Origin of the sequence: Aeromonas sp. ASNIH1 (assembly GCF_002934285.1) — a bacterium.
Classification (GTDB): Bacteria; Pseudomonadota; Gammaproteobacteria; order Enterobacterales; family Aeromonadaceae; genus Aeromonas; species Aeromonas caviae.
Window position 1 is genome coordinate 3,129,585 of sequence record NZ_CP026228.1, and the last position, 23,011, is coordinate 3,152,595.

20 protein-coding genes are annotated in these 23,011 nt (G+C 63.5%); all 20 read left to right on the top strand.

Features of this window, described 5'->3' with window-relative positions; all coding sequences use genetic code 11:
- Positions 1–8 precede the first annotated feature (8 nt).
- Positions 9–584 carry a DUF3486 family protein gene (locus C2U37_RS15495; RefSeq protein ID WP_104453254.1) on the top strand — a complete coding sequence of 192 codons (576 nt, stop codon included), beginning with the start codon at positions 9–11 and terminating at the stop codon, positions 582–584.
- Positions 584–2,143 (top strand): terminase family protein, encoded by a 1,560-nt coding sequence (locus C2U37_RS15500; RefSeq protein ID WP_104452628.1) that lies wholly within the window; start codon positions 584–586, stop codon positions 2,141–2,143. Before C2U37_RS15495 ends, C2U37_RS15500 begins: the two co-directional genes overlap by 1 nt.
- Entirely contained in the window at positions 2,143–3,735 is a 1,593-nt protein-coding gene (locus C2U37_RS15505; RefSeq protein ID WP_104452629.1) for a DUF935 domain-containing protein, read from the top strand. The genes C2U37_RS15500 and C2U37_RS15505 overlap by 1 nt, the downstream gene beginning before the upstream one ends.
- Positions 3,735–5,024 (top strand): PBECR2 nuclease fold domain-containing protein, encoded by a 1,290-nt coding sequence (locus C2U37_RS15510; RefSeq protein ID WP_199770459.1) that lies wholly within the window; start codon positions 3,735–3,737, stop codon positions 5,022–5,024. The genes C2U37_RS15505 and C2U37_RS15510 overlap by 1 nt, the downstream gene beginning before the upstream one ends.
- 93 nt (positions 5,025–5,117) lie before the next feature.
- The gene (locus tag C2U37_RS15515; protein ID WP_104452630.1) at positions 5,118–5,549 is read left to right on the top strand and encodes a phage virion morphogenesis protein; all 432 of its coding nucleotides are present in this window, start codon (positions 5,118–5,120) and stop codon (positions 5,547–5,549) included.
- Between the two features lie 213 nt (positions 5,550–5,762).
- Positions 5,763–6,893, top strand: a complete 1,131-nt coding sequence (locus C2U37_RS15520) for a phage protease (RefSeq protein ID WP_104452631.1) — start codon at positions 5,763–5,765, stop codon at positions 6,891–6,893.
- A 54-nt stretch (positions 6,894–6,947) separates the two neighbouring features.
- Complete coding sequence (locus C2U37_RS15525; protein WP_104452632.1) at positions 6,948–7,856, top strand: Mu-like prophage major head subunit gpT family protein; 909 nt, start codon at positions 6,948–6,950, stop codon at positions 7,854–7,856.
- A 108-nt stretch (positions 7,857–7,964) separates the two neighbouring features.
- On the top strand, positions 7,965–8,435 hold the full coding sequence (locus tag C2U37_RS15530; protein ID WP_442778410.1) for a Rho termination factor N-terminal domain-containing protein: 471 nt from the start codon (positions 7,965–7,967) through the stop codon (positions 8,433–8,435).
- Position 8,436: 1 nt separating this feature from the next.
- On the top strand, positions 8,437–8,850 hold the full coding sequence (locus C2U37_RS15535; protein ID WP_104452634.1) for a gp436 family protein: 414 nt from the start codon (positions 8,437–8,439) through the stop codon (positions 8,848–8,850).
- Positions 8,847–9,284: a phage tail terminator protein gene (locus C2U37_RS15540; RefSeq protein ID WP_104452635.1), complete on the top strand. Its 438-nt coding sequence runs from the start codon at positions 8,847–8,849 to the stop codon at positions 9,282–9,284. The genes C2U37_RS15535 and C2U37_RS15540 overlap by 4 nt, the downstream gene beginning before the upstream one ends.
- Positions 9,281–10,030, top strand: a complete 750-nt coding sequence (locus tag C2U37_RS15545; RefSeq protein WP_104452636.1) for a hypothetical protein — start codon at positions 9,281–9,283, stop codon at positions 10,028–10,030. The genes C2U37_RS15540 and C2U37_RS15545 overlap by 4 nt, the downstream gene beginning before the upstream one ends.
- A gap of 156 nt (positions 10,031–10,186) precedes the next feature.
- Positions 10,187–10,615 carry a hypothetical protein gene (locus C2U37_RS15550; RefSeq protein ID WP_104452637.1) on the top strand — a complete coding sequence of 143 codons (429 nt, stop codon included), beginning with the start codon at positions 10,187–10,189 and terminating at the stop codon, positions 10,613–10,615.
- Between the two features lie 121 nt (positions 10,616–10,736).
- Positions 10,737–13,574, top strand: a complete 2,838-nt coding sequence (locus C2U37_RS15555; protein ID WP_104452638.1) for a tape measure protein — start codon at positions 10,737–10,739, stop codon at positions 13,572–13,574.
- Positions 13,571–13,939, top strand: a complete 369-nt coding sequence (locus C2U37_RS15560) for a hypothetical protein (RefSeq protein ID WP_104452639.1) — start codon at positions 13,571–13,573, stop codon at positions 13,937–13,939. The genes C2U37_RS15555 and C2U37_RS15560 overlap by 4 nt, the downstream gene beginning before the upstream one ends.
- Positions 13,936–17,556, top strand: a complete 3,621-nt coding sequence (locus C2U37_RS15565) for a curculin (mannose-binding) lectin protein (RefSeq protein ID WP_104452640.1) — start codon at positions 13,936–13,938, stop codon at positions 17,554–17,556. Before C2U37_RS15560 ends, C2U37_RS15565 begins: the two co-directional genes overlap by 4 nt.
- A gap of 49 nt (positions 17,557–17,605) precedes the next feature.
- Positions 17,606–18,814, top strand: coding sequence for a hypothetical protein (locus C2U37_RS15570; protein WP_104452641.1), 1,209 nt, complete (start codon positions 17,606–17,608; stop codon positions 18,812–18,814).
- A 2-nt stretch (positions 18,815–18,816) separates the two neighbouring features.
- Positions 18,817–20,361 (top strand): hypothetical protein, encoded by a 1,545-nt coding sequence (locus tag C2U37_RS15575; protein ID WP_104452642.1) that lies wholly within the window; start codon positions 18,817–18,819, stop codon positions 20,359–20,361.
- A 22-nt stretch (positions 20,362–20,383) separates the two neighbouring features.
- Positions 20,384–20,788: a hypothetical protein gene (locus C2U37_RS15580; RefSeq protein WP_104452643.1), complete on the top strand. Its 405-nt coding sequence runs from the start codon at positions 20,384–20,386 to the stop codon at positions 20,786–20,788.
- 27 nt (positions 20,789–20,815) lie between these two features.
- Positions 20,816–22,765, top strand: a complete 1,950-nt coding sequence (locus tag C2U37_RS15585; protein WP_104452644.1) for a hypothetical protein — start codon at positions 20,816–20,818, stop codon at positions 22,763–22,765.
- The gene (locus C2U37_RS15590; RefSeq protein ID WP_104452645.1) at positions 22,762–22,986 is read left to right on the top strand and encodes a hypothetical protein; all 225 of its coding nucleotides are present in this window, start codon (positions 22,762–22,764) and stop codon (positions 22,984–22,986) included. The genes C2U37_RS15585 and C2U37_RS15590 overlap by 4 nt, the downstream gene beginning before the upstream one ends.
- Positions 22,987–23,011: the final 25 nt, after the last annotated feature.

A 23,011-nucleotide genomic window follows, 5' to 3' on the forward strand; every position in this document is an offset into this window, starting at 1 on the left:
GGATGACCATGGCCGAGAAACCGACCCGGGGCAGGGCCAGCAAGGTGTGGCTGCTGCCCGAAGCTATCCGCAACGCCCTCAACGAGATGTTGCGCGACAAGGCGAACAGCCAGGCCGCCATCCTGGACGAGATCAATGGTCTTATCGAGGGCGCAGGGTTACCCGATGATCTCAAGCTCTCCCGCTCAGGGCTCAGCCGCCACGCGAGCCAGGTGGAGCTGGTTGGCCAGCACCTGCGGGATTTGCGGGAGACCACGGCGGCACTGACCTCCCAGCTCGGTGACAAGCCGATGGGGGAGACCACCAAGCTCATCCTGGAACTCGGCCGCTCCCAGTTGTTCAAGGCGATGCTGGCCCAGGTGCAGAACCCGGAGGAGGCGGTGGATATCGACATGCTGAAAAACGCCATGTTGGCGGCCCAGCGCCTCGAATCCACCGCCATGCAATCGCATCGCCGGGAGAAAGAGATCCGCCAGGCCTTTGCCGAGGAGGTGGCCGCCAAGACGGAGGCCATCGTCACCCAGGCGGGCTTGAGCGGTGAAGCCGCCGCCGAGATACGGCGCGAAATCCTGGGGATTGCCTGATGACCACGATCGTACAGACCTCTATCGCCCAGCAGTTGGCCCAGACCCTCGGTACTGAATACAGCCCCGACGAGGTGCTGCTGCCGTACCAGAAGATTTGGATAGCTGACGAGAGCCCGCTCAAGATCGCCGAGAAGAGCCGTCGTACCGGGATCACCTGGGCGGAGGCGGCCGACGCCACGCTCACCGCTTCCAAATCCAAGCCAGCTGGCGGTTGCCACCACTTTTATGTGGGCAGCAACAAGGAGATGGCCCGGGAGTTTATCGATGCGGTGGCGATGTGGGCCAAGGCGTACAACAAGGCAGCCGGTGAGATCCAGGAGGAGGTGTTCACCGACGACGAGGACAAGGCGATCCTCACCTTCGTGGTCTATTTCGCCTCGGGCTTCAAGGTGCAGGCGCTCTCCAGCAACCCCTCCAACCTGCGGGGGATGCAGGGCAATGTGACCATCGATGAGGCCGCCTTCCACGACAGACTGGCCGAGGTGCTGAAAGCGGCGCTGGCGCTGACCATGTGGGGGGCCAAGGTACGCCTTATCAGCACTCACAACGGCGTCGATAACCTGTTCAACCAGCTCATCAACGACAGCCGAGCGGGCAAGAAACGCTACTCCATCCACACCATCACACTCGATGACGCCTGCCGCCAAGGGCTCTATCGCCGCATTTGCCAGGTCAAAGGTATGTCCTGGTCCCAAGAGGCAGAAGATGCCTGGAAGGCGGGCCTCCTCAAAGACACCGCCACCGAAGAGGATGCGCTGGAGGAGTATTTCTGCGTGCCCAAGCAGAGCAGCGGCGTTTATATCAAGCGAACCCTGATCGAGCGAGCCATGCAGCCGGAGATCCCCATCCTGCGCTTCACAGCCCCCAAGGACTTCGAGCTGCAAAGCGAGGAGACCCGCAAGGCGGTGGCGGAGATCTGGTGTGAGGAGAACCTCAAGCCCTGTCTGGAAGCGCTCGATCGCAATTGCCGTCATGTACTGGGGGAGGACTTCGCCCGCAAGGGGGATCTCTCGGTGTTTGTTCCGCTATCCATCGCGACCAGCCTGCGCAAGACCGTGCCCTTCGTGGTGGAGCTGGTCAACGCTCCCTATGAGACCCAGCGCCAAATTCTGTTCTACCTGCTGCAGGGGCTACACCGCTTCACGGCGGCCGCCTTCGATGCCACCGGTAACGGCGGTTATCTGGCAGAAGCTGCTCGGCTGCGCTGGGGCGCCAGCATGATCGAGTGCGTGATGCTCAATGACCCCTGGTACCGGGAGTGGATGCCCAAGCTCAAGGCTGAGTTCGAGGACGACAACCTGGTGATCCCGCGCCATGCAGACGTGCAGGACGACCTCGGCAAAATCCAGGTCATCAACGGCATTCCCAAGATCGACAAGGGCAAGAACACCGGCCAGGGCGGCCAGCAGCGCCACGGCGACTTTGCCGTGGCCTTGGCCATGGCCGTGCGGGCCAGCTGGATGGAGGGGGGCGCCATCGAGTTCACCCCCTTACCTGGTAAACATGATTCAGAGCGCAACGACGACTATCACCGATATGAGAGAGGGGGTTGGTAATGGCCGGGATCATCGACATTCATGGCAACTCGCTGCGCCTGCAATCGGCGCCGCAGACCGAGAACGACGCCAAGCTGGCCCAGCTGCGCCGTCACTACAGCGAACACCCCACGGTGGGGCTCACCCCGGGCAAGGCGGCCGCTGCGCTCAAAGAGGCGGAGGAGGGGAGCCTCATCGCCCAGTGCGAGCTGGCCGAAGACATGGAGGAGAAAGACGCCCACCTGCAGAGCGAGCTCGGCAAGCGGCGCCGCTCCCTGCTCGGGGTAAGCTGGACCATAGAGCCGCCTCGCAATGCCACCCCCGCCGAGCAGCGCGACTGCGAGATGATCCGCGAGCTGCTGGAGGACTTCACCTGGTTGGACGACGCTATCTTTGATGCCACCGATGCGGTGCTCAAGGGATTCAGTGCCCAGGAGTTCAGCGGCTGGGAGATGGTGGAGGGGCTGCAGCTCCCCACCGGCATCGTCTGGCGCGATCCGGCCTGGTTCCAGACCCACCCGGATGACTGGAACCAGTTGCGATTGCGGGACGGAAGCCGGGAGGGGGCGGCCCTCAACCCGTTCGGCTGGGTCATGCACAAGGCCAAGTCGAAGTCGGGGTATCTGGCCCGCACCGGCCTTATCCGCACCCTGGTCTGGCCCTTCCTGTTCAAGAACTACAGCGTGCGGGATCTGGCCGAGTTCCTGGAGATCTACGGCCTGCCGGTGCGTCTGGGCAAATACCCGGAAGGGGCGACCGAGAAGGAGAAATCCACCTTGCTGCAGGCGGTACTCTCCATCGGCCATAACGCCGGCGGCATCATCCCCCGGGGGATGGAGATCGAGTTCCAGAATGCGGCGAGCGGTCAGGCCGATCCCTTCGTGGTGATGATGGACTGGTGCGAACGCTCCATGAGCAAGGCCATCCTGGGGGGCACCTTGACCAGTCAGGCAGACGGCAAGAGCTCGACCCATGCGCTCGGCAACGTCCACAACGAGGTGCGCCAGGAGGTGCGGGATGCAGACCTTCGCCAGCTCGCCGCGACCCTGACCCGGGATCTGGTCTATCCGCTGTTTGCCCTGAACGGCAAGAGCTTCCAGGGGCCGCGCCGCTGCCCGCGCCTGGAGTTTGACGTGACCGAACCGGAGGACATGCAGAACCTGGCTGGCCCACTGCGTACTCTGGTGGGAATCGGCATGCAGATCCCGGCGCAGTGGGTGCGCGACAAGCTGCAGATCCCGGTGCCCAAGGAAGGGGAAGAGGTGCTGGCCATCGTCGATCAGCAGGCAGGGGCCGGGGAGGTGGTACTCAAGGCTGGGATCCCCGCCCAAAGAGTGGGCGTGGCCACGCTGGCGGCGGAGCGTCAGCCGCTGGACAAGGCCGACCGTTTGACTGCACGGCTCAGTGCCGCAGGTGAAGATGTACTGGCAGGCTGGGCGGATGAGATAGAGCAACTACTGGGGGAGGTGGACTCCCTGGAGGAGTTTCGGGACCGGTTGCTGGAGCGTTATCGCAAGTTGCCAACCGATGAGCTGGCCATGTTGATGCAACGTGCGATGGTGGCCGCCGAACTGGCCGGCATGGCAGATGTGGGTCTGCCCGGGGAGGCGTGATGGCAAAGAGCACCAAGCGTAGCCGGCAGAGCTTGGGCCCCTTCATGAAGGGGCCAGAGGGGCCGATGGATGCCCGCTCTGGCAGCCAGTATTTCCAGCAGGCGATCGACTTTTTCCGGGACAAATTCAATGTCAAAGGGGAGTACTGGGATGCGCTCTGGCGTGGGCAACATGCCACGGCTTTCACGGTGGCCGGCGCCATGAAGGACGACCTGCTCTGTGACTTGCGCAAGAGCGTGGACAAGGCCATCGCCGAGGGGATGAGCCTTCGGGATTTTCGCGACGACTTCAAGTCTATCGTGGCCAAACACGGCTGGACCGGTTTCACCGGTGAGGGCAGTGAGGCCGGCCTGGCCTGGCGAGCCAAGGTGATCTACGACACCAACATGCGCCAGGCCTATAACGCCGGGCGCTGGCAGCAGTTGCAGCAGTTCCCGGTCTGGGTCTATCGCCACGGTGACAGCCGCAGCCCCCGCCCGGAGCACCTGTCCTGGAACGGGGTCACGCTTTCCAGGGACGACCCCTGGTGGCAGACCCACTTCCCCCAGAACGGCTGGGGCTGCAAGTGCCGGGTCGAGGGTTATTCCAAGGTCAGGGCCAAGCTGAACGGGATCGAGGTGGGCGAGGCGCCTGACGATGGTCACTATGAGTACCTGAACAAGAAGACCGGCGAAGTGTCGCAGGTACCCAAGGGGATCGACCCCGGCTTTGACTACTCGGTGGGGGAGGCCAAGTTTGGCCGGCGCTTGGCCGCGGAGGAGTTCGCCCAGTGGCAAGGTGAGCAGGGCAATGCCTGGCAGAGCCTGACCCCGGGGAACTGGAAGAGTGCCGGACGCCCGGAACGGCTGGTGCCCAGGGGGCTCCCCCAGCCACTGCAACAACCGGTTGACCAGGCGGGGGTGATAGCGGCGGTACGCTCCGCGCTGGGGGGCAATGAGGCGCTGATCACCACGCCGGTAGGGACGGTGTTGGTGGATGCCGCAGTGCTGGGCCAGCATATTGCACCAGAGCGCACGGCCTATCTGCCTTTGTTGAGGGACGCGCTGATGAACCCGCAGGAGATCTGGCAGAGCTTCGAGCAGCATACCGGGACGGGCAAGGTGGTGCTGCGTACCCGCTTTATCACGCTCTACCAGGTCAGAAAGGGTCATGCCGTGTTGGTGGCGTTCAATGCGGTGCGCGGTGTGCTCACCGCATGGACGCTGATTGGGACGTCAGACTTGAAGTATGTGGGCAGGCAGCGGGTGGGGCAGTTGATCCACATCGAGGATAAGGCCCTCACTCCCTGACCGCCGGGCGGGCTCTCCTGCTCGGGTATGGCGGCGGTCCGCACCCGTCTCGGATCGGGTTCAGTATGACGGTAACAGGATAAAGGAGGCAACATGGCAGGGGCATTCCTCACCATCACCCCATCAGGCTATGAGCCGGTGCTCGAACAGCTGCAGCGGTATTACGAGAAGAGCGGTGATCTGCGTCCGGTGCTGGCCGATATCGGAGAAATGTTGCTGACCAGCCATCGTGAGCGCTGGCAGGACGAGCAGGCCCCCGATGGTACCCCTTGGCTGCCCCTGTCAGAGGAGACCATCGAGCGTAAAGGGCACGACTTGATCCTGCGCGAGCATGACTACCTGCGGGACATGCTCAACTACCAGGTCGATCCGCTGGCGCTCTACTTCGGCACCCCGGAGGAATATGGCGAATACCACCAGTTTGGGATGGGGGTACCGGAGCGGGCCTGGTTGGGGGCATCGTCCGCCGATCAGCAACAGGTGCTCGACTTGGTGGGGGCCTATCTGGAGGGGGAAGAGTCATAACTCGCTCAGACGCCCCAGAATGCGTTTGCGGAGGCAGGGCCGGTGCGATGGCATGGCCCGACCGCTCTTCGCACAGCAAAACGGTGTTTAAACACCCTTAAACAGTGCCGGCACCCCCTGCTGTTGCAGTAACCCACCATAAACCCCACCTCAAGCTCCCCTCCCTGACACTGGCGCAGTGATTTTTTGCTGTGACCAGCCGGAGTGAGAGTGATGCCCCCATCTGCGATTGCCGTAGCCATCTTGAATGCCAGACCCACCACCCTGGGGCTGGCCGTGCTCGATGCGCAGCTTACCCAGCAGGATGACGGTTGGTATCAACTGCTGCCGGTCGGCCCGTTCAAGGCCAGGGATGGCCGCCCCTTCGATGTGCCTGGCGGCCACTGGCAGCTGGACAAGACCATCGCCACCACCCTGATCAACCGGGCCAAGGCGCTCGGCCAGGACATCCTCATCGACTACGACCACCAGACCCTCAATGTCGAAAAGACGGGCAAGGAGGCCCCGGCCGCCGGTTGGTACAACGGCGACGAAATCGAGTGGCGCGAGGGCCAGGGCCTCTTTATCAAGCCCCGCTGGACCGAGCGGGCCGCCGCCCTGGTCGCGGCCAAAGAGTATCGCTTCCTCTCTGCCGTCTTCCCCTATGACGCCCAGGGCCGCCCCCTGGAGCTGCGCATGACCGCCATCACCAACGATCCCGGGGTGGTGGGCATGCAGGCGCTGGCGGCCTTGAGTGCACAACTGATCCAACCCGGCCAGCCGGCCACCCTCACCAAGGAGAACTCCATGAATGAACTGCTGAAAAAGCTGCTGGCCAAGCTCGGCATCGAGCTGACCGGTGACCCGACCGACGAGCAACTGCAGAAGGCGCTCACCGAGCTTGACAGCCTGCAGGCCAGTGCCAAGAAGGCACCGGAGCTGGAGGCCGCGCTCTCGGCCGAAAAGGCCTCGCTGGCCGCGCTCAAGGCGCAGCCGGGTGGCCAGGTTGACCTGGCGCAATACGTGCCGGTGGCGACCTATAACGCCCTGGTCGCCCAGGTGGCGGCCCTGACCGCCCAGGTGGACACCACCGACGCCGCGACCCTCATCAAGGAGGCCCGCACCGCAGGCAAGGTGGTGGCGGCCGAAGAGGAGTACCTGACCGCCTTCGCCGCCCAGAAGGGGGTGGCCGCCCTCAAAGCCCTGCTGGACCCGCGTCCGGCCATCGCCGCGCTCACGGCGAGCCAGACCGCCGCCGTCACCCTGCCGGAGAAGAAGGGCGAGGCCGTGCTCTCGGCCGAGGACAAGTACGCCGCCGACCAGCTCGGCATCAGCCACGAGGACTTTGCCAAGGCCAAGGCCTGAGCAAGCCCCGTTTCACGCGAAGGCAGTTCCGTTTAACCAGAGAAGGAATAGACCATGGCCATGATTACACCCGCGCTGCTGCAGTCCCTCTTCACCGGCTTCAAGAAGAACTTTGAAGACGCCAAGAGTGAGGCGCCGAGTCAGTACACCAAGATCGCCACCGTGATCAAATCGACCACCAAGTCCAACACCTATGGCTGGCTCGGCAAGTTCCCGTCCCTGCGCAAGTGGATCGGGGATCGGGTGATCGAGTCGATGAAGGCGCACGGTTACCAGATCGTCAACGAAGACTTCGAAGCCACCGTGGGGGTCGATCGCAACGATATCGAGGACGACGAGCTGGGTATCTATGCCCCGCTGTTCGCCGAGATGGGGCGCTCGGCCGGGGTGCATCCCGACGAGCTCTGCTTCGGCCTGCTGGGGGCTGGCTTTACCACGCCCTGCTACGACGGCCAGTATTTCTTCGACACAGACCACCCGGTCTACCCCAAGGCCGATGGCACCGGTTCCCCGACGATGGTGGCCAACCTGGTGGTGGATGGCGCCTATACCGGCGAGGCCTGGTATCTGCTCGATACCAGCCGCGCCCTCAAGCCCGTGATCTTCCAGGATCGCAAGTCGCCGCAGCTGATCGCCATGACCAAGGTCGATGACGAGGCGGTGTTCACCCGCAAGGAGTTCCGCTACGGGGTGGATTGCCGCGATGCTGCCGGCTTTGGCTTCTGGCAGCTGGCGTTCGCCAACAAGCGGGCGCTGACTCCCGACAACCTGTGGGATGCCTTCAGCCGGATGCGGGAGTTCCAGGCGGACGGTGGCCGCAAGCTCGGCATCAAGCCGACCCTGTTGGTGGTGCCGGCGTCGCTTGAGAAGCTGGCGACCCAGATGCTGGAGCGCGAGCTCTCCGAGAGCTCCAGCAACGAGCTCAAGGGCAAGCTGGAACTGGTGGTGGCTGACTACCTGTAAGCGCTGTTTAACGGCGGGGTTAAACGAGCGCAGTGCGGGCGTTTAACCCCCGTTTAAACCGGATCCTGGATGGAACGAGACAGAGGGAAACATGAGATGGAACACGAGATGGAACAGGCTATTCGAGTTGGCATCACATCAACAGTTCGTCAGCTCTATTATCGCGCGGGCCTGGCGATTGCACCTGGTAAGTCTGAATTGGCTGTGTCGCCTGTGCAGTGCGAGACCCTGGAGGCCGATCCGCGCCTGGTGGTCACCCGCCTGGGTCAAAACGTCGCCCTCGCGCCGGCTGATGCACCGCAGACGGACGGGGATCTGGACGCAGCAGTGGGCGGCCTGACCGGCTCGGGCTACCTGGCGGGCGTCGCCACGCTGGATGGCAAGGTCACCCCGTTGGTCGAGATGAAGGTCGATGAGCTGCGCGAACTGGCCGTGGAGATGGCGATCCCGGGCGCCGCCAGCATGAAGAAGGCCGAGCTGGCGGCTGCCATTGCGGCGACCGAGGTGCAATACCCGGTCAAGGACGAGGCTGGCGCTACCACCGAGCCGCCTGCCGACCCTGTGGCCGAGGGCGCCTGATATGTACGCCAGCGTCAGCGATATGGTGACCCGCTTTGGCGAGGCGGAGCTATTGCGCCTCGCCATGACCCCGGCCGGCGAGCTGGACAGTGCGGCCATCACCATCGCACTGCAGGACGCCGGCGCCCTGATCGACGGCTACCTGGCGGGGCGCTATCCGCTGCCACTGGCTCATGTCCCGAGCGCCCTGGTGCCCATCTGCGCCGACATTGCCCGCCACCGCCTCTATGGCGAGCAGGCGCCTGAGCAGATTGCCAAGCGTAACGAGGCGGCCCTGGCCTTCCTCAAATCGGTGGGCAAGGGGGAGCTGGCGTTGGGGCTGGCGGCCGATGGCGAGCAGGTGGAGAGCCAGAATCTGGCCCAGCTGCAGTCTGATGGTCGGGTGTTTGGCCGGGGAACTGGGGGCTTCCTATGAGTGCCCCCACGCCTGAACTCGACTACCTGGCGGCGGGGGAGCGGCTGCGCGAGCTGCTGCTGCCCTTGAAAGCCCAGGGGCTCAAGGAGGTGTTTGTGGCCACCGACATGGCGGCCGCCGCCAACCTGGCGCAGCACACCCCGGCCATCCATGTGATTTACCAGGGAGAGCGAGAGAGCGAGACCAGCCAAAGTGGGCGGCAAAGCGCGTTCGATCAGGTTTGGCTGCTGGTGTTGGTACATAGAGCCACCCCCAAGGAAGCCAGTGCCGGGGTGTGGCTGGGGCGTATGTTGCAGGCCGTGGCCGGTCGGGCCTGTGGTGACAGTGCCTTTCGGCGTGAAACCGCACCGGTCAAGCCGAGTTACAAGGGGGGGGTGGTCTATCTGCCCCTTGCCTTTAAGACGACAGTGAAATTCAAGGGAGAACGGTTATGAGTGAAACACTGCACCTGGAAGGGGATCTCTATATCGAGACCTTCACCAACAACGCCTCGAACGGGGTGATTGGCCCGGTGGACGTCAACAGCCTGGAAGTCAAACCGGACAGCGAGAAGATCAGTATCCCGAGCAAGCGCAAGCACAAGCTGGGTCAGGCGCGAGAGAGCTACTTCGTGGCCAAGCCCGCCACGGTCAACATCAAGACCAGCGAGATCCCGCCGGTGTTGCTGGCCGCCGCTTTTATGGGGCTGGAGAGCCCCATCAACCAAGGGGCGGGGACGCTGACTGAGGTGCCGGTGACCCTGCTGGCGCACCCCAAGTGGGTGAGCCTGGGCAAGACCAACCTCTCGGCCACCGGCCTGGTGGTGAAGGAGGGGGCCACCTCCTTGGTGCTCGGTACCGATTTTGAGATCAACTATGCCCTGGGGCTGCTGCGGGCCACCAAGGCGGGGGCGGTGGCAGATGGCGGCCCGGTGACCGTCAGCGCCAGCTATAACGCCATCACCGGCACCCGCATCGCCGGCAACGTGCAGCCGGAGGTGAAGGCGAAGCTGACCCTGGATGGGCGCAGCGTGATCAGTGGGGAATCCATACTGCTGACGGTACCCCGCGCCAGCTTGTCCCCCAAGAAGGCGGTGGACTTCCTCAGTGACAAGCCCATCGAGATCGAGCTGGAAGGGGAGCTGCTGGCCCTGGATGGTGAGGATGCGCCTTTCTACGTGGACCGGCCGGAGACGGTGTAAGGGGTGGATAGCAGAACGGCGGGGAGACCCGCCATTTTCCATTTTTAGCAGTGAGTGTTGGGCCCATAAAATGGATCTGGTTCAGTGTTGCACTTCACAATTGAATCCAACATTCTGTCAGTGACACAAGTTTGGTGATCAAAAGGAGTGTGCGCAGTGACAAAGTTCGAGAGTAAATTGATCAACGGTTTTTCAGCCAGTGAAGTGACTAACCTCCGGCTCAAAAAGGAAATGGGTATAACGTCGAATGCTATGGCGCAGTATATGGTCTATAAAACCAAGCTTGACGGAAAAACCTACTATTGCTGCTGGTCTGGAGGGAGGCTTGTTGATGGTGATGCTAGCTTGACTCAAGTCGGTCGGGCAGCGCTTGAAACACTCATCAGTCTCCCTGTGGGAAATGATACTTTGGTACTGCAAGAACTCCGGGTAGGCCAGACTGAATTGCGAGACAAGGTAAAAGCTACTTTTCGTAAGTTGCCATCAGGTTCGAAGGTATGTTTCTTCGGAGATATGGCTGGGGAGTTAGATGGGAAAATGCACCAAGCATTTAATGTCACTGGCACTATTGACATCAGTGAATAGCAGAGTTGCTTGATTGAAATATTTGTTGTACGCCTGTGAAACATACAGTAATTCACAATAAATCCTCCTAATTTGCCATCCCTTTACCATGGGGCATATCTGAATCTCTCAGGAATGCCCTATGTCCACCTCTTCCACCCTCAAACTCGCCCTGGAGCTGGCGGCCAAGGTCACCGGCCGCGAGGATCTGGCCGCGCTGGCGGGGCAGGTGGAGGAACTGGGGCCCCTCTCGACCGAGACCGCCGCCGAGACCGAGCGCCTGGCGCAAACCCTGGAAACCCTGACTCAGCAGCGTGACCTGATCGCCCAGTTCGAGGCCAGTGGCCGCGCCCTGACCCAGCTCGAATTGGCCACTGTGCTCTCCCGTGACCGCTTGGCCGAACTGCGCCGCGAGCAGCAGGGGGCGGCGGGTAGCGCTCGCCAGCTCACCGACCAGGAACGGCTGCTGGCCTCCGAGGTCAAGCAACTGGAGCGCCAACTTGTCGCCCAGGCAGCCAGCCATAGTCGCCTGCATGCAGGTCTCTCCCAAGCCGGGCTCGATACCCGCAACCTTGCCCAAGAACAAAACAGACTGCAGCGCGAACTGCGCGAGAGCGCGGCCCAGACCGAACGGCTGGGGCGTTCCCTGGTGCAGGGAGCGCAAGGCGCTGGCGGCTTCCAGGGAGCCATAGGTAGCCTGACCGGCCGCCTGGTGGCCATGGCCGGTACCTGGTTCGGTATCCAGACCCTCACCACCCAACTGATGGCCATGTTCCAAACTGGCGATCAGGCCGAGCGGCTCAGTGTGCAGCTCAAGGCGGTGATGGGGTCGATTGCCGGCGGCAAAGAGGCGTCTGCCTGGATCCAGGACTTCGCCAAGAACACCCCGCTGCAGCTCGACGAGGTGACCCAGGTCTTCGTGCGCCTCAAGGCCTTTGGCATCGACCCCATGAATGGCGCCATGCAGGGCATCGTCGATCAGGCCTACAAGTTGGGCGGCGGCTTCGAGGAGGTGCAGGGTATCTCCCTGGCGCTGGGCCAGGCCTGGGCCAAGCAGAAGCTGCAGGGCGAAGAGATCCTGCAATTGATAGAGCGCGGTGTGCCGGTGTGGCAGCTGCTGGAGCAGGTCACCGGCAAGAATACCGCCGAACTGCAGAAGCTCTCGGAAGCGGGAAAACTCGGCCGGGACACCATCCAGGCCCTGATGAACGAGATCGCCGCCCAGTCGAGCGGGGCAGCGGCCAACAACATGAGCCTGCTCTCGGGGCTTATCTCCAACGCCCAGGACAACCTGGCCAAGTTCTACCGCATGGTGGCGGAGAACGGGGCGCTGACCTGGCTCAAGAACCAGCTGGCCAGCCTCAACCGTGAGTTCGACCAGATGGCCCAGGATGGCCGTCTGCAGGCGTGGGCCCAGCGGCTCTCCGATGGCATCGTTGGGCTTGGGGAGTCCATCAAGGCCTTTATCCAGACCGTCTATGCCTGGCGGGATGCCCTGCTGGTGATGGCCCAGGCCTGGTATGGCCTGAAAATCGCGGGCTGGATTGCCGATCTGCGAGGCCTCTATGGCCAGTTCATCGCCCTGCCGGCGGCGACGGCCACGGCGGCGGGGGGCATGACCACGGCAGGGACGGCGGCGGCCGCCGCCTCTATCGGGGTACAAGCCCTTGGGATGGCGATCAAGGGGTTGCTGGCCGCCGTCACTGTCGAGTCGATATTCCAGATCATCCGCCTGGCCACCGCCCTCAAGGAGTGGATGCAGGCCGAGCTGGCGCTGCGAGAATCCCAGGCGTTGCGTGCGCAGACTCAGGCCCAGCTCAATGGCCAACTGGCGGCACTCTCTGCCGAGCTGGGGGTGGCCATCACCAGCATGGCAGACCTCGATCGCCTGGTCGCCGAGGGCAAGGTGCATTACGACGAGGCGACCGGCAGTTGGCGAGCGGGGGCCGCCGCCGTCCAGGCGCTCGGTACCGAGGCCAAGCAGACCCGCGACTACCTGGATGAGATCAACGCCGTCGCCAGGAAAACGGCGGCAGAGCTCCCCGCCACGCTGGGCAAGGCAGCCCAGACCCTGGGGCTGGACTTCGAGCGGGCCAATGGCCGCATCGGCGAGAGCTTCAAGGAGACCCTCGGCGCCCTGGATACCCTGGTGCAGCACAGTGGCTCCAGTTCGGCGGCCTGTGAGGAGTACCTGGCGGCGGCGTTCAACCAGGCGAAGAACAAGGCCGAGATCGATGCGGTGATCGAGCGTATGCAGGCGATGGCCAAGCAGGGTCAGCTCACCGGGGATGGCATCACCCGCTCGATGGCCATCGCTGCCGACGCCATGAGCAAGGTGAAGGGAGGCAGCGGCGATGCCAAACAGGCGGTGGCGGCGATCGGCGATGGCTTCGACACGGCGGCCGCCAAGGCCAAGAATGCCACCGATGCCATGCGCTCCGGCCTTCGCGGCGTGCAGAAAGAGGCAGAGCAGACCGGTAATGCCGTGGCCTCGGCAGGTGGTGGGGGCGGTGCGGGCGGTGGCCGGGGGGAGGTGACCCGCAGCGTGGGCGCCGGCTCGTTCTTCTACAAGACCGTGGACATCAACAACTTGCGGGGCAATGCCGATGCCCTGGCCAACACCCTCGCCGGCGTGGAAGAGGAGCTGGCCCGCTACAGCCAGAAGGTCAGGGACATCCCTGCCTATAGCGAGTGGAGCAAGTGGTACGCAGAGAAGTTCCAGAAGGAGATGGAGGCCATGCGCACCAAGCTCCAGCAGGAACTGAGCAAAGCCCAGGCCAAGGAAGCAGAGAAGGCGCAGACCACCACCTCGGCCGCCAGTCAAGCCGGGCCATCTTCCCAAACCTCGTTCACCCAGGGGCAGCCCCAGCGGATCATCATCGAGCTGAGATCAGGCTCCGCCCGGGCCGAAGTTCAGGCCGATGAGGCCAATGCTGCCGCCCTTATCAACCTCCTTAAACAGCAAGGATTGCGCTCATGAACGTCACCTTAAACGGGCTGCTCCTGCCCGATGATCTCGTTTGGCGCGACGAGTTCGATTGGTCGCCCGTCGAGCAGGTTGTCACGCCGACGCTCTCAGGCGCTCTCCTGGTCGAGGAAACGGCCACCCCGGAGGGACGCCCCATCACCCTGGTGGGCCATGCCCCCCGCACCACGGTGCTCTTGCTTAAAGCGCTGGAGGCGCAGGTGGCCCAGCTGATGACCCTCACTTTGCTCGATGGGCAGCAGCGGGAGGTGGTCTGGCGGCGGCCTGGTGTCGTGGCTACCCCCCTGATCGAGATGGCTGACCCCGAGGCGGGTGAGCCCTATGCCCTGACTCTTAACTTCACCGAGGTGATCCGATGACCATTCATTCCGGCGACATCAAACTGATGGCCAGTCAGCGGTTGACTGACACCACGGACGGCGGTGGCCGGGTGACCGGCCGCGAGATCGTGAGCGGTGAGCACAACAGCCTGTTTCCCGATGTGAGCGATCTAGACCGCGCCTATGGGGATGTCAGCCTGCGCAAGGCGTTCCTGACGGTGCAGACCGACAACACCGACACCTACTACGGCGCCAACACCACGGTGCTGCTGCCGCCGAGTGACCCCAGCGTGGGCCTGTGCCTGATGAGCACCGGGGATCACCACGATACCCGCGCCGAGGCCCGCGACGTGCTGGAGCGCTACCTGGCCAGGGGCCCGAAGTGGCGCGGCTTTCTGTACGACACCCAGTTGGAAGGGCAGCGGGCGATCCGCTTCTTCCAGCGGGTCGAGGTGCGCCTGCCGGAGGTGGGGGAGACCCTGGTGCTGGTCGGCAACGAGGGCAAGGCCGGCGAGTTCGAGCAGTACGTGCGAGTGCTGGAAGTGACCCAGCAGCTGGCCAAGTTCCAGGTGCCCAACGTGCCCGAGTTCACCCGCAACGTGGTGACCTGCAAGCTGGCGGATCCGCTGCGCTACACCTTCGAGGGGGAGCAGCCGACCCCCTATGACGTGGTGACCAACGTCAAGACCGCCCTGCGCGAGACCGTGGTGGCCGATGCGGCCAACTACTTCGCCACCACCAAGCTGGCCGAGGCGGTGAACCTGGGGGCCATGCAGGTGCGGGCCAAGACCATCTTCACCCAGCTGGTGCCGGCGGCCCGCAGTGAAACCCCGGCGGTGGACCTTACCGCCGCCGGCGAGCTGGCCAGCCTGGTGGATTCCGGCAAGGGGCTGGTCACGTTCAATACCGTGGTCAGCATCGCCCCGAGCCGGGGCCTGTTCCTCGGCACCGGCGTGAAGCCGGGCACCCTGACCATCACCATCGGCGCCGCCGTTATCACCGACAAGGGCGGCGAACTGGTGGTGGCGGGGTCGGTGATCGGGTCCATCGACTACGGCCGGGGGCAGATGGAGTTCAACGCCCAGTGCCCGAACTACGGCGCCGCGAGCAAGGCCGTCAGCTTCTGGCCGGCGGCCCGCCCGTCGCGCATCGCCGACACGGCCCAGATCGAGATCAAGGCCAACAACCGGGGCTATGCCTACACCATCACCCTGCAGCCGACCCCGGCACCGGGCACCCTGACGGTGTCGTACATGGCGCAAGGCAAATGGTACGACTTGAAAGACAACGGCCGTGGCGAGCTGTTCGGGGCGGATAGGTCCTACGGGTCCGGCGTGGTCAACCACGCCACCGGATCGGTCATGCTGACCCTGGGGGCGCTGCCGGACGTGGACACGGCGATCCTGTTCAGCTGGGCCACCCCGGTCAACTACACCAACCGCAGCGGCCAGCCCATCAGCATCAGCAAGAGCGCCTGGCAGCTGCCCCACACCGGCATCACCCCCAAGAGCCTGATCCTGACCTGGGGCGCTGGCCTGACCGCCAACGATGCGGTGGGGGATGGGCGGATCCGGGGCGACATCACCGGCACCATCAACTACGCCGAGGGCATCATCGACCTGGAGCACATCACTCTGCCGGCGCTGGGCCAGGAGTACGTGGCTCAGTACCAGTACGGCGAGCCGGTGACCGAGCGCCACATCGAGCCGGGGCGCCTCTCTACCCCCGGCCAGGTGGGGCACCTCTCCATCACCCTGGACGGGGATGGCGGCGGCGCCCACAACCTCACCCCGGGGTCGGTGCGTGTCAAATTCAACGCGCTCTACGCCATCGTGGCAGCGTCTGAGCGGATCCTCTCCATCGAGAAGAAGGACCCCATCATCACGCTGCAGGACGATGGCCAGGGCAACCTGATGGACGCCAGCGGCAACGTGCTGGGGGCCATCGACTACAACGCCGGCACCCTGCATTTCATGCCGGACGGCACCGCCCTGCTGCCCGAACCCACCTATGCCTGGGTGCCGGCGGGCAGCCACCAGGATCCGGTGACAGGCACCTGGTATACCGACATGCGCTGGACCCTGACCGGGATCCAGTACGTCAACACCGCCTACACCTTCCCCGATGGCGAGGGGGGCTGGGTCGATGTGACCTACCGCAACAACAACAGCGCCCTGGCCCAGAATGCCACCCTGACCGCCCAGGCGCTGCGCATCGACGTGACCCCGGGATTCTCCGAGGCGATCCTGGAGGGATCGATGCGCTTCACCCTGGGCGGGTCCACCTACGTGGACCGGCAAGGGCTGCTCTACCGCGACCCGGATCCGGCGACCGGCGCCGGCATCCAGGCGGGCACCATCGACTACAGCAACGGGCTGGCGGTGCTGGCCGACTGGGCGGCGGGGCAGGGGGCCCAGCCGTCGCTGCAGTCCCTGGCCACCTCGTTCAATGTCCAGTCGGTGGATATGGTGACCTTCCGCACCCCGGGCGCCCCCGTGGCCCCGGGCAGCCTCTACATCAGCGCCAACACCGCCACCGGTCGGCGCATCGAGGCGACGGCGGATGGGGACGGCTATTTCACCACCGCCGACATGGATGGCCGGGTGAACTACCAGACCGGCGTGGTGACGGCGCGCTTTGGCCGCAAGGTAACGGCCGCCGGCAACGAGGCCGAGCCCTGGTATGACGCCGAACTGGTGGGGGAGGACGGCAAGATCTGGCGGCCGATCAGCGTGGTGGCCGACACCATCCGGTTCAACTGCGTGGTGTTCAGCTATCTGCCGCTCAATGCCGATCTCATCGGGCTGGATCCGGTGCGGCTGCCGTCAGACGGCCGGGTGCCTTTCATCCGCAAGGGCTACATCGTGGTGATCCACAGTACCCGCAAGGCGGCGTTCCCCATGGGGGTGTCGGCGGGGCAGCAGCTCAACACCGGTCGGGTGCGGCTGGCCTACGCCCATGTGGAGGACAAGGACGGCAAGCAGCTGGCCACGTCGCTCTACAGCGTCAACCTCGACAGCGGCGTGGTGACGCTGGCCAACCCGCTGAGCCTGACCGGCTACGCCGAACCCCTCTACGTGGTGCATCGCGTCGAGGACATGAGCCTGGTCACTGACGTGGAGATCTCGGGCCGCCTGCAGTTGGCCAGGCCCCTGTCCCACGACTACGACCCCGCCGACACCCTGGTGTCGAGCGCGCTCATCATCGGCGACTTGTGGGCGCGTTATACCGGCCTGTTCGATCAGAAAAGCTGGACCAATGTCTGGTCTGACTACCTCATCGGCGACCAGTCCACGGCGCAATACAACGACACCGACTACCCGATCCAGGTCACCAACCGCGCCACCCTGCAGGAGCGCTGGGCCATCATCTTCCAGACCAGCACCACCTTTGTCCTGGTCGGGGAGCATGTGGGCCAGATCGCGGTGGGGGATGTGAACACCGACCTGGCCCCCATCAACCCCAACAACGGCCAGCCCTATTTTCGGCTGGATCACCGTGGCTGGGGGGCAGGCTGGTCGAGTGGCAACGTGCTGCGCTTCACCACCCAGGCGGCGGCGTACCCGCTCTGGGTGATCCGCACCATCCTGCAGTCGGTGGCGGCGCAGGAGACCGACAAGTTCGAGCTGCAGCTGCGCGGCAACGTCAACCGTTAACCGGGTGGGGCAATCTGCCCCACCCTGATTAATCCAACTGGAGACCACCATGGCTACTTTTCCCGTGAAATGGTACGCAAGCGACATGCAAGGCGCCCCGAGTCTGGGCGATACCGCAGATGGCGCCCTGGCCGCGCTGCTCAAGGCGGTGCTGGTCACCGGCTTTGGCACCCTGACGATTAACGCCCTGTCGTTTGATGCCGCCAAGGGGTGGGCGGTGGCCACCTTTAGCGGCGGCCATGCCTATCTGCAAGATTCAGTTATCCAGGTCGATGGGGTATCGCCTGCCGCCTACAACGGCGAGCATCGGGTGATGCAGGTCAGCACCAACCAAGTATGGTTTGAGCTGGATAATGGCAACCCTGGCGCCCCAGGCACGGGCGCAGCCATGACCATGAAGGTGGCGCCGCTGGGCTGGACGATCACCCACGAAAGCGGGGACGGTAAGGTGTTTATTGTACGCCCCGCCAACGTCAGCGAGTCGGGGAACGTATCGTTTCGGATTGATAACACGGCCTTTACCGGATGGACAGGGACATATAGCAGCTCAACTCAATATCTGGCCAAAATAGCCATGGTTGAGGATGTGGTGGATATCAACACCTACACCACCATATACGAGCACCGTTGGCCCGCGACCCAGCGATATGCATCCAAAGTCTGGGATCTGATTGGTGATCAGCAGTTGTTTTACTGGTTGCCAGCTATTAGCAACTACAACTATCAAACCGTCTATTGCGCTGGCTATATCCGTTCTATCAGACCTGGCGATCGTTATCATGCGGTAATTTGTCACTACGCCACCACCAACGCCGCCGATCCGAATGCAGCTTGGTCAAACAGGGATATGAACAGCCCCAATAACTTGGGTACGTCACTCACCACCTTTGACCAGACAGGACAGCGAGCCATCGCCCGCCCCTATCACCAGCTGTTTGGTACAACCTCCTGGTGGTTAAAAGGGGTATTTGGCCGATTTGGGACTGGTTTACCGATCCCCAATGGCCCTGATAATGGATTCTACTTCTCTACCGACCCCTGCATGGTGCTGGAAAACGGCAGCCATCTGCGCGGTTATATGCCAGGGTTGATCGTTCCGTTTGCTGATGCCACTGCCTGGCACCGTAAAAACTTTGGCGACCTGCCCGCTTTGCCTGGCAAAAAGGCCCGCTTTATTCGTGGCCTGTATCAGTCAAACGTCTACACCACCGATCCGCGTTCACTGATTGGGTTTGATATCACCGGCCCCTGGAGGTAGTAATGTTTTTGCCAACAGCTGGCTATCTGATGGTGTCTATAGCCAACACGCGAGTTTACACGCCGTCACTTGATGTAAGCGCCACCGATGATCCAGGTTGGCCAGATAACTTTGCCCAGACCCAAGGTATTGGCTCATTCAGATATACGTTAAATACATCTGGTGCAGCTGATACCGGTTTGTGGGATGGTGCGCTAATTCCATTTCGCCCTTTGGGGTTCACCTTCTATCTGCGTGGCTGGTGCAACTGGTGGATGGGCGATGATGTCAGCATGGATTGGGAGTTTTTTGACAGTAGCAACAATGTGGTCGCCGCTTTGCGTATTAGAAAGGATGGCGAGCTAAGAAGTGGCTTATGGTATGGCCCATCGCTTAACTCGCTCACCAAAACAGCCCAGCGCGGTGCTTATCCCAATACATCCGGGGATGTAAAAATAAATGCTGACGGGATTGTGTTTACCCATCAGACATTAACGGATGGCGAGAACCAATCCTTTTCATTCCCCTGCAATATGGCGAGCGTAGTGGCAATGCGCTTCACCAATTTACGGGGAAAATCAACCTATACAACAGCAGGAAGTCCAGTAGGTGGATGCCACTTAAAAATAAAAGTGGCGCCGCCAGTACCTGATGGTGAATTGGCTGGGATAACGACCGAGCAATTCAACGCCCTTAACTACCCGGTTGTTTTGCCAGCAGGCGCGGCCATCACCCATCAAACAGGGGTAGGGGTAACAGCAACAGGGTCTGCCCCGGCCTACCTTGGTGCTAGTGGGGTTTTACCTGGGCAAACAGGGGTATGGCTTGATGGCGCAGCGGTTCTAGCCAGACTGACCTACTTGAATGGCGTGGCCAGCCTGACCGTGCAGGGTGAAACGGTATCGGCGGTCACAGATGCGCCATTTCTCTACATGACGGTGTTAAATACCCAATTACTGGTCTGTAGTGGCGACAAGGTTATTTTGCGCTCGCCAAAATTTGGCACCACCGCTCTGGGTGATTCATACGTTGAGATTGCCCCTGGTCAATCTGTGGCAAGGATCATCACCTCGTTTAACTTCATCCTCCCACAACTGGCGGTGTTAGCGCTCAGGATCCCCTGCACGGCCATCCCTGCCAACCAGGAGCCACGGAGCCAGTTCCAGCCGCAAGATGTGGCCTGGCGCGGCACACCGCCGATGTATGCGGGGCCGGTCAATCTAAGGCAACAGACCCAGTACCCACTCTGCAAGGGGCGGGATTACTACTGGATCCGCGATGGGGTGCGCAATGTGGAACAGGGCTATATCGAGAGCACGGTGACCATCAACGGGGTGGGGGTGCGGCGCCGGGTGCTCTGCTTTACCCAGGATGGCGAACTGGTTGGCGAGACCTACAGCCGCGCATCGGATGGGGTCTATCGGTTCGATCTGCTGTGGCTGAACAAGCGTTATATGCTGGTCGCCCAGGACGATCCGGCGTTCGGCCCCGCCGATTACAACGCCGTGGCGGCCGACTACCAGCTCCCCACCCCCTATGCCCCCGGTGAGGGGGTCGGCCTGGCCTGATAGGGCCGTACCAGGAGGTACTATGTTCACGTATGCAGATGCCCTGCGCACCAGCCGCGCCCAGCTGCTGGCCAGTGCCATCGACCAGGGCAGCGCGGGGCCCGCGACCCTCAAGATCTACACCGGCACCCGCCCCGCCCCGGGGGCGGCCGTCACCAGCCAGGTGCTCTTGGTGACGCTGCAGTTCACCTACCCTTGCGCCCAGAGCGTGACGGGCGGGGTGCTGACGCTCAAGCCCCTGGCCGAGCAGATGGTCACCGCCAGCGGGGTCCAGTCCTGGGGGCGCATCGCCAACCGGGACGGGGGCTTTGTGGCGGATCTCGACGTGGGGCCACCGGAGAGCGGTGCCGACATCGAGATCCCCGCCAGTGAGCTGTTCACCGGCGCCATGGTGCGCATCAACGACGCCATCTTTACCGAACCCTAACCGCTCCCCGTGAGCCACGAGGTCAGCATGGCCAGAACCGACGCCCGGCTGGAGTTGCAGAAGGCCCGCAAGGCCACCGCCGCGCTGGAGCTGAACCCGCTCCAGGTGCAGCGCTATGCGGCCGTGCTGCGGGGCACCAGTCTGCCGCCCAGCCTGACCTGCTCCCCGGGCCTGGTGCTGCCGAGCGCACTGCAGGGGACGGGGCCAGAGACCCAAGCCAGCCTGGTGGTGACGCCGGTTTACCCCGCAGCCATGCTGGCCACGGCCCCGCAGCCGGTGGTCGAGATCGGCGCCGCCGTGGTCATTGAGGCGACCCTGGCCAGCACGGCCCGCCCCCTGCTGCCTGCCATCGAGGCCGGCCACGACATCAACGTGTTTCGGGGGCCGAGCCACACCAGCGCCGACCATTTCGAGCGGGCCGGCTTGGTGACCCGGGCGGTGCAAAGCGACTGGCAGCAGCCAGCCCTCGTTTCTGCCCCCTGTCAGAACCATTGGCAAGAGGCCAGCCCCTTGCAGGCCGAGTGGGCCGGTCTGGCCGAACAGCTGCCCCGGGAGGATGGCACCGTGCGGGTGCCGTTCGACGAGGGGATGGCCCTCGGCGCAAGCAACGGCCATGGCTTCGACAGCCTGCCACCCGGCCATGCCGTGACCCGCTCGCTCTGGGTCGAGGGGGCGCCGGTGGGGCGCTGGCAGGTGAGCGGGTTTCGCAACCCCCCGCGCCAGGACAAGGAGTGGCAAGCCGACCGCTGGCAGGAGGCCACCCCGCTCGGTTTCACCCTGGGCGGCCAGCGCTGGCAGCTCGGCCTGCAGCTGCACAAGGGCTGGCTGTCGCGCTGGGAGGAGGCGATGCAGCCCCCCTGGGGGACCAGTCCGCCGCCCAAGCCGCCCATCAAGCCGGAGCGGCCAGATAAACGTACCAAGGCGCTGGTGTTTGGCCGACCCCGGGGGGATGCCTCCTTGGAGTTTGTTTGGTTCGGGCAGGCCCATATCGTTATTCCAACCCGGAGGGTTTACCTGGTGAGCAACGCAGCAAGCATTGTGCGAGTCAGGGATGGGACAGACATTCCCGCCACCTCGCTGAGCATTGAGCTCGATACCGACTCCTGGGCTTGGCAGTTCACGGCCCAGATCCCGCGCATTGCGGCAGCAGAAATGACGGACGAGGAGGAGGTGAGCATCCATGTCAACGGTCAGCAGTGGGACTGCGTGTGTGATGGCTGGCAGTCGAGCCAGAGCTTTGCCCGCGAGTCGGCCACCCTCACCGGGCGCTCTCGCACCGCCTACCTGTCGCCGACCCATGTATTGGCGCAATCGGTGAGCGAGAGCGCGGCGGCCACCATGGCCCAGTTGGCGGAGGCCCTGCTGCCGTTCGGCTGGACCCTGGACTGGCAGGCGCCGGATTGGCTGGTACCTGGCGGCTTCTTCAGCCTGGACAATCAGACTCCCATCGAGGCGATCAAGTACCTGGCCGAGGCGGCGGGTGGGTTCGTGCTGCCGCACCAGCGCGATCGGCACCTGATCATCAAGCCGCGTTATCCGACCGTGCCCTGGCAACTCGACGGAGCGCTGGCCGACGTGGCCATCCCCCGCGCCATCATCACGACGCTGGGCAGCGACTTCCAACCGGGGCAGGCGGCGAACGGCATCTATGTCAGCGGTGGTCATCAGGGCATCAGTGCCCGGGTGCTGCGCCAAGGCACGGGAGGGGAGCGACAGGCACCGGCCATCACTCACCCGCTGGTGTGCGATGTGGTGGCGGCCCGTGCCCAGGGTGTGTTGGGGCTGGCCAAGACCATGCCAAGGCGCACCCAGACCATCCAGCTGCCGTTGTCTGCCGATACGGGTCTCATCCTGCCCGGGGCGTTGCTCGCGGTGGATGGCTGGAAGGGCTTTAACCGAGGCGTCAGGGTCGCGGTTGAATTGCAGGGCCGGGCCATGACGGTACGCCAGCAACTGAGTGTGGAGCGATTTGTATGAACCTGTTCAAGCAGTTCCAGTCGCTGATCCCCGGTGCCGACCCGTTGCTGGTCGGTACCGTCAGCGCAACGACGGGTACCAGTACCACGCTGGAGACGCCAGGCGGGGGCGTGGTGATCGTGCGAGGGGGAGGGGTGGCCATCGGCCAGAAGGCGTTTTATCAGGGAGGCGCCATCATTGGGCCCGCACCTGATTTACCAACCTATGAAATCGAGGTTTAAACCCCTGTTAAACGTTGGCTTTTTC

What these genes read in the sequence shown, in the direction of transcription:
- C2U37_RS15585 (WP_104452644.1), top strand. Translation starts at nt 20,816, where the DNA reads ATGGCCAGAACCGACGCCCGGCTGGAGTTGCAGAAGGCCCGCAAGGCC.
- C2U37_RS15575 (WP_104452642.1), top strand. Translation starts at nt 18,817, where the DNA reads ATGTTTTTGCCAACAGCTGGCTATCTGATGGTGTCTATAGCCAACACG.
- C2U37_RS15580 (WP_104452643.1), top strand. Translation starts at nt 20,384, where the DNA reads ATGTTCACGTATGCAGATGCCCTGCGCACCAGCCGCGCCCAGCTGCTG.
- C2U37_RS15570 (WP_104452641.1), top strand. Translation starts at nt 17,606, where the DNA reads ATGGCTACTTTTCCCGTGAAATGGTACGCAAGCGACATGCAAGGCGCC.
- C2U37_RS15545 (WP_104452636.1), top strand. Translation starts at nt 9,281, where the DNA reads ATGAGTGAAACACTGCACCTGGAAGGGGATCTCTATATCGAGACCTTC.
- C2U37_RS15535 (WP_104452634.1), top strand. Translation starts at nt 8,437, where the DNA reads ATGTACGCCAGCGTCAGCGATATGGTGACCCGCTTTGGCGAGGCGGAG.
- C2U37_RS15530 (WP_442778410.1), top strand. Translation starts at nt 7,965, where the DNA reads ATGGAACAGGCTATTCGAGTTGGCATCACATCAACAGTTCGTCAGCTC.
- C2U37_RS15510 (WP_199770459.1), top strand. Translation starts at nt 3,735, where the DNA reads ATGGCAAAGAGCACCAAGCGTAGCCGGCAGAGCTTGGGCCCCTTCATG.
- C2U37_RS15590 (WP_104452645.1), top strand. Translation starts at nt 22,762, where the DNA reads ATGAACCTGTTCAAGCAGTTCCAGTCGCTGATCCCCGGTGCCGACCCG.
- C2U37_RS15555 (WP_104452638.1), top strand. Translation starts at nt 10,737, where the DNA reads ATGTCCACCTCTTCCACCCTCAAACTCGCCCTGGAGCTGGCGGCCAAG.
- C2U37_RS15525 (WP_104452632.1), top strand. Translation starts at nt 6,948, where the DNA reads ATGGCCATGATTACACCCGCGCTGCTGCAGTCCCTCTTCACCGGCTTC.
- C2U37_RS15560 (WP_104452639.1), top strand. Translation starts at nt 13,571, where the DNA reads ATGAACGTCACCTTAAACGGGCTGCTCCTGCCCGATGATCTCGTTTGG.
- C2U37_RS15495 (WP_104453254.1), top strand. Translation starts at nt 9, where the DNA reads ATGGCCGAGAAACCGACCCGGGGCAGGGCCAGCAAGGTGTGGCTGCTG.
- C2U37_RS15515 (WP_104452630.1), top strand. Translation starts at nt 5,118, where the DNA reads ATGGCAGGGGCATTCCTCACCATCACCCCATCAGGCTATGAGCCGGTG.
- C2U37_RS15520 (WP_104452631.1), top strand. Translation starts at nt 5,763, where the DNA reads ATGCCCCCATCTGCGATTGCCGTAGCCATCTTGAATGCCAGACCCACC.
- C2U37_RS15505 (WP_104452629.1), top strand. Translation starts at nt 2,143, where the DNA reads ATGGCCGGGATCATCGACATTCATGGCAACTCGCTGCGCCTGCAATCG.
- C2U37_RS15565 (WP_104452640.1), top strand. Translation starts at nt 13,936, where the DNA reads ATGACCATTCATTCCGGCGACATCAAACTGATGGCCAGTCAGCGGTTG.
- C2U37_RS15540 (WP_104452635.1), top strand. Translation starts at nt 8,847, where the DNA reads ATGAGTGCCCCCACGCCTGAACTCGACTACCTGGCGGCGGGGGAGCGG.
- C2U37_RS15500 (WP_104452628.1), top strand. Translation starts at nt 584, where the DNA reads ATGACCACGATCGTACAGACCTCTATCGCCCAGCAGTTGGCCCAGACC.